Source organism: Nocardia sp. NPDC004415, assembly GCF_053602435.1.
This window is the reverse complement of record NZ_JBSGDP010000050.1, coordinates 16,452-30,996: the sequence shown is the minus strand read 5'-3', so window position 1 is coordinate 30,996 and position 14,545 is coordinate 16,452. Positions and strand designations below refer to the sequence as shown.

Here is a 14,545-nt window from a genome sequence, read left to right as displayed (position 1 = left end):
CCCTCGGCTGCCTGCCAGCGAGTGTGCTGTGGCGGGTTCGGTCGGTGATGGTGCGGGCCGACGATACGTCACTGTGTCCGTGTGTGCTCCGCCGCCAGGACTCGAACCTGAACTATCTGAACCAAAATCAGAGGTGCTGCCATTACACTACGGCGGATCGCCACACCAGTGGACCGCCCGGGCCCACCACTGTGCTACGGCACGCAGTGATCCTCGCACACGTCACCGTTCTCCGGCGAATCTTGTGTACGCCTGTCGCACCCGGCGTCTCGCCGCGTTGTTAGCCTTCTGGGACAGATCGGACGGGACACGGAGAGGCGGGGGCAGATGTCTGCTAGTGAGCCGGGCCGGACGCCGCGGCCGCGGATGACCGGCACGCAGCGGCGACAGCAGCTGATCGAGATCGGTCGCGCGTTGTTCGCCGAGCGTGGGTACGACGCGACCTCGATCGAGGAGATCGCCCAGCGCGCGCAGGTCTCCAAGCCGGTGGTCTACGAGCATTTCGGCGGCAAGGAGGGCCTCTACGCGGTGGTCGTGGACCGCGAGATGTCGATGCTGCTGGACATGGTCACCTCCTCGCTGACCCAGAACCGCTCGCGGGTCCGGCTCGAACAGGTGGCCCTGGCCCTGCTCACCTACATCGAGGAACGCACCGACGGCTTCCGCATCCTGGTCCGCGACCAGCCCGCCCCCAATGCCGACGGCCGCTACTCGAGTCTGCTCAACGAGGCGGTCAACCAGGTCGCCCACATCCTGGCCGGTGATTTCGGCAGGCGCGATCTGGACCCGAGCCTGGCCCCGCTCTACGCGCAGGCACTGGTCGGCATGGTCTCGACCGCGGCGACCTGGTGGCTCGACGAGCGCACTCCGCCGAAGGAAGTGGTCGCGGCGCATCTGGTGAATCTGTGCTGGAACGGATTGAGCCACTTGGAAGCCGAACCGGGTCTCAGCTCCGAATGGAATACCGGGACCCCGGCGAGTGGCGGGGTAACCGGGCGATAGCGCCCCCGCTGGGTGAATCGAGGATTCGGCTGCCGCGCGGCGGCCTGGTGGTACGGTTCACCCATCCTTTTGGGTGCTGCCGGGCGGTATGTCGATCAAACTTCTTCGATGTCGGTCTACTTCAGGATGGCTGGAATAATTGGATGACAGGCGGATCTGATGGCTAGGCAAGCGCGCGCGGAGATCACCCGCGACTCCGTCCTTGCTGGCGCTGCCGATGTCTTTCTCCGTTTGGGCTACGCCAACGCGAGTCTCAGCGAAATCATCGCGCAGTCCAATGTGACCAAGGGCGCCTTGTACTTTCACTTCGGCTCCAAGGAGGAGCTGGCGCGGGCGGTGGTCGATCAGGGCAACGACCGGCTCGTCGGGTCGTGTCAGGGATTCTTCGATTCCCGGGTGCCCGCGCTGGAGGCGTGCATCGGCATCACCTACGTGGTGGCCGACCTGTCGATGAACGATCCGATGGTCGGGGCGATGCTCAAGCTCACCCACCAGATCGGTGACTACCGCGGCGCGCAGGGCGACAACATCGCCAAGACCTGGGGCGAGACCTACCGGGTGCTGGCCGAGCGGGCCATCGCCCAGGGCGACCTGGTGGCCGATCTGGACGCCGACGTGGTCGGTCTGCTGCTGCAGGAGCTCACCGCGGGCGTGCACATCGTCGCCGTCGGCACCGAGTCGATGGACCAGATGGCGGCCCGGATGGAACGCGCCTGGTTCTTCCTGCTGCCCTCGCTGGTGCCGCACGAGAAACTGTCGTACTTCCGCGAGTTCGCCGCGCGCCGGCTGCGCCGCTATATCGGCTGATCAGACGCTGCGGTCGGTGGCAAGCACCGCGCGCACATCGGCCTCGGCGCCGGAGGTCTCGATCCGCACCTCGTCGCGCCCGAACGCGTGCAGCAGCAGCTCCGACGGCGCCGCGGTGAGCACCACCTCCGGGCCGTCGGCCTTGTGCGCGGTGATCCGCTCGCCCTGCGGCGTCGCGAGCACCACCGCGACCGGCGCCTTGCGGTAGGCCGCGCGCGCGATCGTGCGCAGCGCCTTCCACAGGCGGGCCTCGTCGGACGCCGCCAATTCCCGTGGCTCCCAACCGGTTCGGGCCCGGCGCAGGTCCTCGTGGTGGACGAACATCTCGGTGAGGTTGGCGACCGCGTCGACCGGCTTGAGCGGTGACCACCACGGCGGACCGGTGCGTACCAGCTCGGCGAGCTCGGCGAACGGCCGCTGCGCGATCCCGGCCTGGACCGAGTCGAGATAGCCGGCCAGCGGCTTGACCAGGATGCCCAGCGAGGCGTCGGGCCTGCGTTCCCTCACCACCAGGTGCGCGGCCAGATCGTGCGCGGTCCAGGTCCCGCACAGGGTCGGCGCGCCGGGACCCACCTCGAGCATCGTTTCCACCAGGGCGCGGCGTTCGCGTTGAGCCAGACTCACCCTGTCGACCCTACGCGCGCGGGCTCGATCGCCTGGTCCGGCGGGCGGTCCGGAACCGTGTCGGACCCGGTGACTAGACTTCCTCACGACTCGTCGACCATCCCGTCTGCGCACTACAGGAGCGTTCATGTCCTCCCTTCGTCCTCCGCTCGCCGGTCTGGTCGAGGCGGCTGGGGGTGATGTCGCGCTGCGTACGGTCGCCGACCTGATCGGCAAATCCGGGGTCGAACTGGTGGCTCCCTCGGCGGTGCGCCCGTTCGTCGCCTCGACCGTCGCCGACCGGCAGCCGCTGGTCGTGGTCACCGCGACCGGGCGCGAGGCCGACGACCTCACCCTCGAGCTCGCCGAGATACTCGGCCCGACGGTCGCCCAGTTCCCGTCCTGGGAGACGCTGCCGCACGAGCGCCTCTCGCCCGGCGCCGACACCGTGGGCCGCAGGCTCGAGGTGCTGCGCCGCCTGGCCCACCCCGAGGACCCGGTCTACCCGGCGCCCCTGCGGGTGGTGGTCACCACCGTGCGCTCGCTCATGCAGCCGATGACCGCCGGGCTCGGCGATATCGCGCCCATCGTGCTGCGCGCGGGCGGTGAGTCCGATTTCGACGAATTGCTCGCTCGCCTGGTGGAATTCGCGTACACGCGCGTCGACATGGTCGGCAAGCGCGGCGAGTTCGCGGTGCGCGGCGGCATCCTCGACCTGTTCCCGCCGACCGCGGATCATCCGGTGCGCGTGGAGTTCTGGGGCGACGAGGTCAGCGAGATCCGCCCGTTCTCGGTGGCCGATCAGCGTTCGCTCGGCGAGCAGACCGTCGAGTCCGTGGTCGCGCCGCCGTGTCGCGAACTGCTGCTCACCGAGCCGGTCCGCGAACGCGCCGCCGCGGTGGCCGCCGAGAACCCGGCCGACGCCGCCCTGGTGGAGATGCTGGACAAGATCGCCGAGGGCATCCCGGTCGACGGCATGGAAGCCCTGCTCCCCGTGCTCGCGCCGGGCCGGTTGAGCCTGCTCACCGAGGCCCTGCCCGCGGGCACCCACCTGCTGCTGTGCGATCCGGAGAAGATCCGCACCCGCGCCGCCGACCTGGTCCGCACCGGCGCGGAATTCCTGGAGGCGTCCTGGACGGCGGCCTCCTTCGGCGGTGACGCCCCGCTGGGCGCGCACGGCCTGGACCTGGCGGCCTCCGGATACCGCAGCCTGCCCGAATTGCACACCAGCGCAGACGAACTCGGCCTGCCGTGGTGGACGCTGAGTCCGCTCAGCTCCGGCGACCCGGCCGAGGTCGTCCTTCCGGTGCTGGCCGGTCCCACCGCGCGCGGCTCCGAGGAACTCGTCGCCACCATCTTCGCCTCGCTGCGCGCGCACGTCGCCACCGGCGGCCGCGCGGTCGTGGTGGTCACCGGGCACGGCACCGCCCAGCGCGTGCTGGAACGCCTGGGCGAGGCCGAGGTGCCCGCGGGCCTGCTGGCGGCCGGTGCCGCGCCCGAATCGGGTGTGGTCGGTGTGCTGTGCGGCTCGCTGCACGACGGCCTGATCTTCGACGACGCGGGCCTGGTCGTGGTCGCCGAATCCGATCTCACCGGCAACCGGGTCACCGCGCCCACCGAGGGCAAGCGGCTGCCCGCCAAGCGGCGCAACCAGGTCGATCCGCTGGCCCTGTCCGCGGGCGACATGGTGGTGCACGACCAGCACGGCATCGGCCGCTTCGTCGAGATGATCGAGCGCACCATCGGCGGCGCGCGCCGCGAGTACCTGGTCATCGAGTACGCGCCGAGCAAGCGCGGCCAGCCGGGCGACAGGCTGTTCGTCCCGATGGAGTCGCTGGACCAGCTCTCCCGCTACGTCGGTGGTGAGCTGCCCAGTCTGTCCAAGCTCGGCGGTTCCGACTGGGCGAACACGAAACGCAAGGCGCGCAAGGCCGTTCGCGAGATCGCGGGCGAGCTGGTGCAGCTCTACGCCGCCCGCCAGGCCGCCCCCGGCCACGCCTTCGGCCCGGACACCCCGTGGCAGCAGGAGATGGAGGACGCCTTCGCGTTCACCGAGACCGTCGACCAGATGACCGCCATCACCGACGTCAAGGCCGACATGGAGAAGGCCGTCCCGATGGACCGCGTGGTCTGCGGTGACGTCGGCTACGGCAAGACCGAGATCGCCGTGCGCGCGGCGTTCAAGGCGGTGCAGGACGGCAAGCAGGTGGTGGTGCTGGTGCCCACCACGCTGCTGGCCCAGCAGCACCTGCAGACCTTCACCGAGCGGGTCGCGGGTTTCCCGGTGACGGTGAAGGGCCTGTCGCGCTTCACCGACGCCGCGGAGTCCAAGGAGATCATGGCCGGGATGGCCGCGGGCGAGGTCGACATCGTGGTCGGCACGCACCGGCTGCTGCAGACCGGGGTGCGCTGGAAGGACCTGGGCCTGGTCGTCGTCGACGAGGAGCAGCGCTTCGGCGTCGAGCACAAGGAGCACATCAAGGCGCTGCGCACGCACGTCGACGTGCTCACCATGTCGGCCACCCCGATCCCGCGCACCCTGGAGATGAGCCTGGCGGGCATCCGCGAGATGTCGACCATCCTCACCCCGCCCGAGGAGCGCCACCCCGTGCTCACCTATGTGGGCGCCTACAACGACAAGCAGGTCACCGCCGCCATCCGCCGCGAGCTCATGCGCGACGGTCAGGTGTTCTACGTGCACAACCGGGTGTCCTCGATCGACAAGGCCGCCAAGCGGATTCGCGATCTGGTGCCCGAGGCGCGGGTGGTGGTGGCGCACGGCCAGATGAACGAGGACCAGCTCGAGCGCACCGTGCAGGGCTTCTGGCAGCGCGAGTTCGACGTGCTGGTGTGTACCACCATCATCGAGACCGGCCTCGACATCTCCAACGCCAACACCCTGATCGTGGAACGCGCCGACTCGCTGGGCCTGTCGCAGCTGCACCAGCTGCGCGGACGTGTCGGCCGTTCGCGCGAACGCGGCTACGCCTACTTCCTGTACCCGCCGGAGAAGCCGCTCACCGAGACCGCCTACGACCGGCTGGCCACCATCGCCCAGAACTCCGATCTCGGCGCCGGTATGGCCGTGGCCATGAAGGACCTCGAGATCCGCGGCGCGGGCAACGTGCTCGGCGCCGAGCAGTCCGGCCACGTCGCCGGCGTCGGCTTCGACCTGTACGTGCGGCTGGTCGGTGAGGCGGTGGAGGCCTATCGCGCGGCCGCCGACGGCAAGCCGATCGTCACCGAGGAGACCAAGGAGGTGCGCATCGACCTGCCGGTGGACGCGCACATCCCGCCCGACTACATCGCCAGCGACCGGCTGCGGCTCGAGGCCTACCGCAAACTCGCCTCGGCGCAGGACGATACGGCCCTGGCCGCGGTCATCGAGGAACTCGTCGACCGGTACGGCCCGCTGCCGGTGGAGGTCGGCAGGCTGGTGTCGGTGGCCAAGCTGCGCTTGCTGGCCCGCTCCTACGACGTGGCCGAGATCGTCGTCACCGGAACCACGCTCAAGCTCGCGCCGCTGAATCTGCCCGATTCCAAACAGCTGCGGCTCAAGCGGATCTACCCCAGCGCCACCTACCGCGCGGCCAGCGGCCTGGTGCAGGTGCCGCTGCCGCGGGTCACCGACAGTGTGGGCGCCGACCGGGTCCGCGATGTCGCGGTGCTGCAGTTCGTCGCCGATCTGCTGCTCGCGCTCGACGGCAAAGCCCAAGGTGCGGTGGATCTCTCGGTGCCGACCGAGGCGTCGGCGCGATGAACGAGGAGGCGGCCGACACCGCCGTGGTGGCCGCGGGACTGGCCGGTGCCGTGGAGGTGATGGACCGGCTGTGGCACTTCGGCGGCTGGGAACGCACCCAGACCCACGACTCGCTGCGCCCCTACCTGCTCGAGGAGACCTACGAACTGCTCGACGCCATCCAGGCCGGCGACGCCGAGACCATCAAGGAGGAACTGGGCGACCTGCTGCTGCAGGTGCTGTTCCACTCCCGCATCGCCGAGCACGCGGGTGAGTTCACCGTCGACGATGTCGCCGCCGCCCTGGTCGGCAAGCTCGTGCACCGCAGCCCCCACCTCGCCGCCGACGACCTGCCCGCGGGGACCTCGGTCGCCGAGAAGATCGCCGCGCAGGAAAGGGCATGGGAGGAGCGCAAATCCGCGGAGAAGGCCCGCCGCTCCTGCCTCGACGGGATCGCCATGGCCCAGCCCGCGTTGGCCCTGGCCGAGAAGGTCCGCTCCCGCAGCGCGCGGGCCGGTCTGCCCGAGGACCTCGTCCCGGCGGCCCTGCGCGTGGTCGAACTCGGCGGCCCCGATTCCGCCGAGGAGCGCCTGCGCAAGGCCACCCTCGACTTCGCCGACACCATCCGCGCGGCCGAGGACGCCGCCGAAACCGCGCGCGGCGTGCGCGCGCCGCTGACCCCGGACGAGTGGCGCGCGTGGTGGCCACGATGAATCCTCAGCAACCGATCGGCTATTCGTTTTCCGGCGCTGGAAGGGGCCGTGCGGTGACTGAGACCTTGCTGAGATGTGCCGGACAATCGCGCGCGCACCAGCGGGCAAGGCGCACAGCGTTTTAGACTCGAAGAAGCTCGTCGTTCGCGGCGGGAGTACGAGGTCCGTCGATCGTCGAGGTGAGGCAGATGGCAACTGAAGTGGATCCGGCAGAACAGGACTACGCGACCGATCATCCCGAGCTCGATGTGTTGCCGGTCTGGCCGCAGGAGACCATCGCGGTGCTGGTCACCACCGATCCCGCCCCGCACGCCATCCCGGTGTCGTGGCCGGTGCGCGCCGGTGATCGCCGTATTCTGCTCAGCCTGAAGTCCGATCGCGGGTCGCTGGCGCGGTTGCGGGCGCAGCCGGAGGTGGCGTTGCTGATCCTGGGCGGCGGCAATGTCGCGCTCTGTGCGCGGGGCCGGGCCTCGGTACTCGCCGAATCGATGCCATCGGCCGAGGACTACACCGCGGTGCAGCTCGATGTCGAGGTCATCGACGATCATCGTCAGTCGGCGTTCGCCGTCGATCGCGGCATCCAGCGCACCGTGCTCGACGACTCCGAACTGCGCGCGCTCGAGGGCCGAGTCGAGACGCTGCGGTCCTGGGCCGACTGAGCTCGTCACACAGCACACCATCTGGACAGAAGGGTTTTCATGAGCGTCACACTCGCCAAGGGCGGCAATGTCTCGCTGTCGAAGCAGACCGACAATCTCACCAAGGTGGCGGTGGGACTCGGCTGGGACGTGCGCACCACGACCGGCGCCGACCACGACCTCGACGCCAGCGCGCTGGCGACCGGGACGAACCTGAAGGTGCTCTCCGACCAGCACTTCGTCTTCTACAACAACCTGCGCTCGCCCGAGGGCACGATCGAGCACACCGGTGACAACCTCACCGGTGAGGGCGACGGCGACGACGAGATCATCAATGTCGACCTGGCCGCCACCCCGCCCACGATCACCAACATCTTCTTCCCGGTCTCGATCCACGACGCCCAGGCCCGCGGCCAGTCCTTCGGACAGATCCGCAACGCCTACATCCGCGTCACCGACGCCAACACCGGCGTCGAACTGGCCCGCTACGACCTGTCCGAGGATGCCTCCACCGAGACCGCCATGGTCTTCGGCGAGCTCTACCGCCACAACAACGAGTGGAAGTTCCGCGCCATCGGCCAGGGCTACGCCTCCGGCCTGGCGGGCATCGCCCGCGACTACGGCGTGAACATCTGAGTTGTCCCGGCGAAGGCGGGCGGCCCGACGGCCGCCCGCCTTCAGCGTGCCTGGGTGACGGGCACCCGCCGCGACGGCACCCCGGCGGCCTGGTCGAGCAGGGCGAAGTACTTGCGCAGCATCAGGACGGCGGTGGTGGCCAGGCCGGCGGTGAGGCCCCACCAGACGCCTGCCGCGCCCAGGTGCAGGGGGAAGGCCAGGAGGAGGGCGGCGGGGAGGCCGACGGCCCAGTAGCCGATGAGGGAGAGGCGGAAGCCCGCGGAGGTCTCCTTGAGGCCGCGTAGCAGGCCGGTGCCGATGTTCTGGGCGGCGTCGAAGAACTGCAGCACGATGCCGATCAGCAGCAGGGTGTGGGCGATGGCGATGGTGTCGGTGTCGCCGGGCTCGAGGAACGGCGCCAGCACGAGGTCGGGGGCGACCACGTAGACCAGCCCGGTGACCCCGGCCAGGACCGCCGCGTGCCGCAGCGCCAGCCAGGCCACGGTCCGCGCGTGGTCGTACTCCTCGCGCGCCACACTGTGGCTGACCAGGATCGACGCCCCGTGCGAGAGCCCGATCGCGACCTGGAACACGATGTAGATGATCTGGTAGACCACATTGTGCGCCGCCAGCGCGGCGGGCCCGAAACTGCCCATGACCAGGGCCAGCACCGAGAACATGCCCGCCTCCGACCCGTAGGTCAGCGCGATCGGGGTGCCCAGGCGCAGTTCCTCGCGCACGGTCGCCCAGCGCACCGGCCACGGGGTCGCGGGCAGGGTGGGCCCGAGTCGCTCGTCGCGGCGGATCATCGCCCAGAACACCCCGCAGGTGACCAGGAAGACCAGCGAGGTGGCGATGCCGACGCCGGTCAGGCCGAAGGCGGGCAGCCCCGCCCAGCCGTGGATGAAGGCCAGCGCGAGCACCAGGTTCAGCGCCACCGAACCCAGCGTGACCAGCAGCAACGCCTGCGGTCGCTGCATTCCGACGGTGTACTGGCGCAGCACCTGGAACCACAGGCAGGGCAGCAGACCGGGGGCCAGCGCGATCATCATCGGCCGGGCCAGTTCCAGCACCGCCGCGTCCTGGCCCAGCCAGGGCAGCACCCAGCCGAGCCCGATCAGCAGCGCACCGCCGAGCAGACCGGCGAGGGTCGAGATGACGAACGCGGCCCGCACCACGGCGCGCACTTCGTCGTCGGCCGAATCGCCGCGTTTGCCCGCCGCGCCGAGCGCGCCCGCGATCTGGTTACCGGTGCCGGTGATCAACCCGACGCACATGGTGCGGATCTGGTTGAACAGCACCAGCGCGAGGCCACCGGCGGCCACCTCGCGCACACCCAGGGTGCCCATCAACGCGAGGTTGGTGGTGGAGACCGCGATCTGCGCCAGCTGGGTGAGCGCGATCGGCGTGGCCAGTCTGGCCAGCGCGTTGCTGTCGGTACGGCCCCCGTTCACCCGGTCTCTCCGGGGCGGTTCGTCGTGCGGCGCGGGCTCGCGCTCACCGGACCTCCATCAATTCGTCGTGGCGCCGCAGCGGCGAGTAGCGGCGCAGCAGGGTGGTGACCTCGGCTTCGGCAGTGGGGTCGAGCAAGTCCCGCATACCCATCCACTCGTCGTCGAACACGGTGTCGAGATACTTCTCGCCCCCGTCGCACACGATGGTCACCACGGTCGAGCCTGCCGGGAATTCCGTCAGACGCGTCAAGGCATTGTGCACCGACCCGCCCGCCGAGCCGCCGATCAGCAGCCCGTGTGTCCTGGCGACGGCGCGCGCGGTGGCGAAGGCGTCGACATCGCTGACCTTCACGCCCTCGTCGAGCAGCGCGTAGTCCACGGCGGTGCCGATGGTGGCGCCGGGCGGGGTGCCGGTACCCGACTGCCAGTACGGGCCGCCCTCGCCGCCGAAGGCGATCGAACCGACCGGCTCCACGCCGATCACCCGGGCCGGTTTGCCCAGCTCACGCAGACGGGTGGCGGTGCCGAACAGCGAACCGCCGGTGCCGACCGCCGAGAGCAGGATGTCGACCCGTTCGACGTCGGCGAGCAACTCCTCGGCCACCGCGTAGTAGCCCACGGCATTGGCGTCGTTGTTGTGCTGTTCGGTGAAGTAGGCGTCGTCACGGGCGGCCGCCATCGCCTCGGCGAGGTCCTCCCGTGCCGAGGTGGCCAGCTCGTCGTCACCGTCGTCGGCGACGAACACCAGGTCGGTGCCCATGGCCCGCATCGCGAGCAGTTTGTCCTTACAGGCGTGGTTGTCGACCACGGCGGTGAACCGGTAGCCACGTTCGGCCGCGACCACCGCCAGGCCCAGTCCGGTGTTGCCGGACGTCGACTCGATGATATGCCCGCCATCGCGCAGCAAACCCCGCCGCTCCGCGTCGAGCACCATCGAGCGCGCCATCCGGATCTTGGCGGCGCCGGTCGGGTTGAACTGTTCGAGCTTGAGCAGCAGCCGGGTGCCGGTGTCGGTGACGGCGAGTTCGAACAAGGGGGTGCGGCCGATCAGGTCCGTCACGCGCGTGACGAGAGCCATGGGGGATTCCTCCATCGGATTGGTAGCTCGGGGATCAGCGGGCGGTGGCGTCCAGGCTCCAGCGCAGGCGGTCGCCGTCGGTGCGTAGGAGCACCTTGGGTGGTAGCCGGAGTTCGTGGAACGGGGACTCGTTGGAGTCCATCTGATACCCGGCGGTGTTCGGGTAGACGAGCAGATCGCCGACGCGGGCACGCCGCGGCAGCGGGATTCTCCGTCTGCTGAGCAGATCGGATTCCAGACAGGTGGCGGCGCCGACGCAGGTGGGGGTGCGGGTGCCGGGCCGCGCGGGCCACAGCACCGGGTCGGGCAGGTATTCGCTGTCGAACCACTGTTCGGACATGCTCAGGCTGGTGCCGTCGACGGTGAGGATGTCGTACGGTTCGCCCTGTGCTGTGCGAGTTTTCACGCCCTGCACCCGGAACACCGAACTTCCGGCACCGTCGAGCAGTGCCCGGCCGGGTTCCACGGCGAGCCGGATGCCGTTGCGGCGCAGCCGGGTCGAGAGTTCGTCGTGGGCGAGGATCGCGGTGAGCATGGCGGCACCGGGAGTGGGGAAGTGGTACGGGTAGTACTCACCCGGTGGACGCGAGTGGAACCAGTTGTCGCTCAGGGTGTTCCGGAATCGCGTCCAGGAGGCCGGGTCCACATAGTCGACACCGAATCCGCCGCCGATCGAGATCATCTCGGCGGAGTGCCGACACGTGCGTGCGTGCAGGCAGTGCTCGACCAGCGCCGCGGCCTGCTCGGCCCTGGCGACCGCGTCGTATCCGCCGAGATGGAAACTGAATCCCGACAACGTGATCGGCGCGTCGATACGGTCGATCGCCGTCGCCAGCTCCGCACGGTCGAGCCCGAACCGTGACGACGACCCGTCGGGAAGCACCCGCAGCAGAATCCGCGCCGCGACACCCAGCGCCCGCACCCGCTCCAACTCGTCGAGCGCGTCGATGGCGATCAAGGCCCGGTGCCGCGCGGCCAGCCACAGCAGCTCATCGGATTTCGCGGGCCCGGTGATCATCAGCTCCTCACCGCGCACCCCCTGCGCCAGCGCCGCCACCAGCTCACCGGTACTGGCCACATCGACCCCGGCCCCGGCCTCGGCGCACGCCCGCGCCACGGCCGCCGCCTTGTTCGCCTTCTTCCCGAAGTACACGAACCCGTCGACCCGGGCCGCGGCGAACGCGTCATGGAACGCGCGGACGTTCACCGCGACCCGCTCGGGAAACAGCACGTGGAACGGTCCGCCCACCGCCTCGGCGATGTCATCGAGCAGCACCGGATCGGCGAGCAGTCGCGCCTGCATCGCATCGGGCAGCGCGGGCATCGGGGGCGCGCAGTGCTGTCCGGACGTCTGTACCGATCCGCCGGAGGTCGTGTCGCTGCCGGATCGAGGCGCCGCCGTCTCGCCGTGTTCGATGGTGTCGCTGTCGACGGTGGCGCGCGGACCGGTCTCCTGCCGACCGGACGAGGACTCGTGGGCGGGGCGTGGACCGTCCGCGGCCGTCAGTCCCACAGCGGCACCTCGGTACCTCTTCCCTCCGCGATGGCGCGGGCCGCGAGCGCGTGCGCGACGGCGATATCGGTGAGTACGAGTCCACTGTTGTAGACGAAGATCTTCTCGTCCTCGCTGCGCCGGGCCGGGACCGCGCGGGTGAGCACCTGCGGCAGTTCGGCGTCGACCGCGCGCAGGGTGCCGTCCGGCCCGGCCATGTCGGTGCCGGTGAGCGCCATCTGCGCGGCACTGGTGGCGACCACCCGGTCGGCGTCGACCAGGGTCGAGGGCGCCAGGCCGTAGCCGACCAGCACCACCACCGAACCCGGTGCCAGATGGGTGGATTCGAGCGCGACCTCGGTGCCGGGCCCGGCCGTCGCCAGCACCACATCGGCGCCACCGGCCGCCGCGTACGGGTCGTCGACCACCTCGAGCAGCGCGTGCGGCACCGCCTCGGCCAGCTGCGCGTGCACCGCGGCCAGCCCCTCGGGATGGGTGCCGTACACCATCAGCTTGCGCAGCTGCGGATTCGCGGCCAGCAGATGCGGCAGCGCATTGCGGCCCTGGGTGCCGGTGCCGATGAGCAGGGCGCTCTCGGCGCCGCGCCGCACCGTCTCACGCACCAGCAGCGCCGAGACCGCGGGCGTGCGTAAGGCGCCCACCCTGGCACAGTCCATCATCGCGATCGGCGCGCCGGTGGTGTCGTCGTAGAGGGTGATGGTCGTGTAGTAGCGCTTGGTGCTGCGGTCGTGGCCCGGGTCGAACTTGTAGGAGGTCTTCATGGCCACCACCCGGCGCCTGCCGTCGCGCCCGAGCATGGCGTAGGACACCGACGAGCCGCCCGGATCGGCCACGCTCAGCTTGCGGGGATTGTCGGATTCGCCCGCCGCGAAGGCGAGATAGGCGTCCTCGACGGCCCGGACCACTTCGGCGGGCGTGATCGGCACCTCGGCCAGATCGCTACGCGAGAGCACCCGCAGGGGGACGCTCCGGTCACGGTTGTTCAACGGATCCTCGTTCATCTGTGCTGCCCCGCTCTGCTGTCCGATCCGTGCTCGCCCGGAACGGCGCGACCACGTGTTGCCCGTACCCATTCTCGGACGATTCCTGCGGACGGCGGCGGCGTTCGGGCAGCCGGATGTTGACGCGCTTGAGCCAGCGATCGGTGCCGTCGTAGCGGGCGCGGAACGGCACCCGGCCGTGCACGGCGACATCGTTGTCCACCAGCAGGATCTCGCCGGGTGCCAGGGCGGGGGCCTGGCAGACCCGGGCGAGTTCGGCGGTGAGCCGGGTATAGGCCGCCCGGTACGCCGGTCCGGCGTCGTCGAGCGGGGTGTAGGCGGGATCGTAACGCAGTGTGTCGGAACCTGTTTCATCGAGCCACAGGGTGGGCAGCGGGGCGGCGTCGGCGCCGAAACCGGTGCCGTAGGACACGTCGGGCAGGATCGGCACCGTGGGAGTGCGCAGCGCCCGCTTGTCCTCGTCGGACAACCGCACCTGACGCACCGAGGACACCGTGGTGGCGACCGAGTCGGGATTGCGCAGGCACACCAGCATCAGCAGATTCGCGCGCCGGGCGTGGAAGGCGTCCTCGGTGTGCGGGCTGAGCAGGGTGGAACTGCTCGCGCCGGACTGCTCGTCCTCGTGTCCGGCGGCGGGCACGATGTTGTTCACCAGCCGCCCGTTCTGCTGACCCTGCCAGCCGAACGGCTCACCGGCGCAGCGCGCCAGCAGCAGCATCGCGATGTCGAGTTCGAGCGAGCCGTGATGCGCCGGGTCGCCCGCCGATTCGGCGGCGTCCTGCCAATGTGGCGGTGTCGGGCCGAATTCCGCGTCGTCGACCGGCAATCCGTGGACCACGGTCGCGCCCGCCGCGGTGGCGGGCGGTCGCACGGCGATCCGCACGGATTCGGGCAGTTCGCCCGCGCGTTGTTCGATCTGCTCGAGTAGCGCGGGCAGGTGCAGTGTGGTTGTGTGTGGTGAATCACCTAAGTGGTGACGAATATCGGCGGCGAGCGCGCGGACGGCCGTGGCGGCCTCGGGCGGCAGCTCGCGATGTTCGATGTCGTGCAGGTGAATCGTCAGACGTTCGGAGAGAACGCTTTTCACCGGCCTTCCCTTCTTCGCATCGGTTGAACGCGGGTGATTGGGCAATCGATGTGCGAAGGTAGTGCTTGACATCTAATTAGGCAAGACTTACCTAATGCATGCGAAGTTAAATAGCCAAGCCATATAACACTACTTCTACCCCAGGACCTGGGAGATGTGAACCGCCGGGTTGGCGTGTCCCGCTTCGGTTCGGTTGCAGTCGAGACGAAGGTCACCGTCCGGCGATCGATTCAGGTTAGCCTCGCCTGGTTTGCGCGAAGTGAAAAGTGGTCGCGCGCAAGCAGTTCGAGGAGGC

The 14,545-nt window shown here is 69.7% G+C and carries 12 protein-coding genes and 1 tRNA gene; 6 read left to right on the top strand and 7 right to left on the bottom strand.

Annotated features, from left to right (window positions below; translation table 11 throughout):
* Positions 1 to 86 precede the first annotated feature (86 nt).
* Positions 87 to 157, bottom strand: a tRNA-Gln gene (locus ACWEMY_RS21750).
* Between the two features lie 170 nt (positions 158 to 327).
* Between ACWEMY_RS21750 and ACWEMY_RS21745 the strand changes: the two genes are divergently transcribed.
* Complete coding sequence (locus tag ACWEMY_RS21745; RefSeq protein WP_375929992.1) at positions 328 to 1,002, top strand: TetR/AcrR family transcriptional regulator; 675 nt, start codon at positions 328 to 330, stop codon at positions 1,000 to 1,002.
* Positions 1,003 to 1,161: 159 nt separating this feature from the next.
* Entirely contained in the window at positions 1,162 to 1,809 is a 648-nt protein-coding gene (locus ACWEMY_RS21740) for a TetR family transcriptional regulator (protein ID WP_375929991.1), read from the top strand.
* On the opposite strand, the gene ACWEMY_RS21735 is transcribed toward ACWEMY_RS21740, so the two are convergent.
* Positions 1,810 to 2,433, bottom strand: coding sequence for a TIGR03085 family metal-binding protein (locus tag ACWEMY_RS21735; RefSeq protein WP_452391476.1), 624 nt, complete (start codon positions 2,431 to 2,433; stop codon positions 1,810 to 1,812).
* A 127-nt stretch (positions 2,434 to 2,560) separates the two neighbouring features.
* Between ACWEMY_RS21735 and mfd the strand changes: the two genes are divergently transcribed.
* From mfd to ACWEMY_RS21715, 4 genes are all read left to right on the top strand, one after another.
* Positions 2,561 to 6,172: a transcription-repair coupling factor gene (mfd, locus tag ACWEMY_RS21730; protein WP_375929989.1), complete on the top strand. Its 3,612-nt coding sequence runs from the start codon at positions 2,561 to 2,563 to the stop codon at positions 6,170 to 6,172.
* Entirely contained in the window at positions 6,169 to 6,864 is a 696-nt protein-coding gene (locus tag ACWEMY_RS21725) for a MazG family protein (protein ID WP_452391475.1), read from the top strand. Before mfd ends, ACWEMY_RS21725 begins: the two co-directional genes overlap by 4 nt.
* 188 nt (positions 6,865 to 7,052) lie before the next feature.
* On the top strand, positions 7,053 to 7,523 hold the full coding sequence (locus ACWEMY_RS21720) for a hypothetical protein (RefSeq protein WP_452391474.1): 471 nt from the start codon (positions 7,053 to 7,055) through the stop codon (positions 7,521 to 7,523).
* Between the two features lie 39 nt (positions 7,524 to 7,562).
* On the top strand, positions 7,563 to 8,138 hold the full coding sequence (locus ACWEMY_RS21715) for a TerD family protein (RefSeq protein ID WP_336084453.1): 576 nt from the start codon (positions 7,563 to 7,565) through the stop codon (positions 8,136 to 8,138).
* A gap of 41 nt (positions 8,139 to 8,179) precedes the next feature.
* On the opposite strand, the gene ACWEMY_RS21710 is transcribed toward ACWEMY_RS21715, so the two are convergent.
* Genes ACWEMY_RS21710 through ACWEMY_RS21690 form a run of 5 tightly spaced genes read right to left on the bottom strand, consistent with a single transcriptional unit; the run spans position 8,180 to position 14,250 of the window.
* Complete coding sequence (locus ACWEMY_RS21710; RefSeq protein ID WP_452391473.1) at positions 8,180 to 9,571, bottom strand: MATE family efflux transporter; 1,392 nt, start codon at positions 9,569 to 9,571, stop codon at positions 8,180 to 8,182.
* Positions 9,572 to 9,614: 43 nt separating this feature from the next.
* Positions 9,615 to 10,649: a PLP-dependent cysteine synthase family protein gene (locus ACWEMY_RS21705; RefSeq protein ID WP_452391472.1), complete on the bottom strand. Its 1,035-nt coding sequence runs from the start codon at positions 10,647 to 10,649 to the stop codon at positions 9,615 to 9,617.
* A gap of 34 nt (positions 10,650 to 10,683) precedes the next feature.
* Positions 10,684 to 12,162, bottom strand: a complete 1,479-nt coding sequence (locus ACWEMY_RS21700) for an alanine racemase (RefSeq protein ID WP_452391471.1) — start codon at positions 12,160 to 12,162, stop codon at positions 10,684 to 10,686.
* Complete coding sequence (locus ACWEMY_RS21695; RefSeq protein ID WP_452391470.1) at positions 12,153 to 13,163, bottom strand: ornithine cyclodeaminase family protein; 1,011 nt, start codon at positions 13,161 to 13,163, stop codon at positions 12,153 to 12,155. Before ACWEMY_RS21695 ends, ACWEMY_RS21700 begins: the two co-directional genes overlap by 10 nt.
* On the bottom strand, positions 13,135 to 14,250 hold the full coding sequence (locus ACWEMY_RS21690; protein ID WP_375929972.1) for a TauD/TfdA family dioxygenase: 1,116 nt from the start codon (positions 14,248 to 14,250) through the stop codon (positions 13,135 to 13,137). The genes ACWEMY_RS21695 and ACWEMY_RS21690 overlap by 29 nt, the downstream gene beginning before the upstream one ends.
* Positions 14,251 to 14,545: the final 295 nt, after the last annotated feature.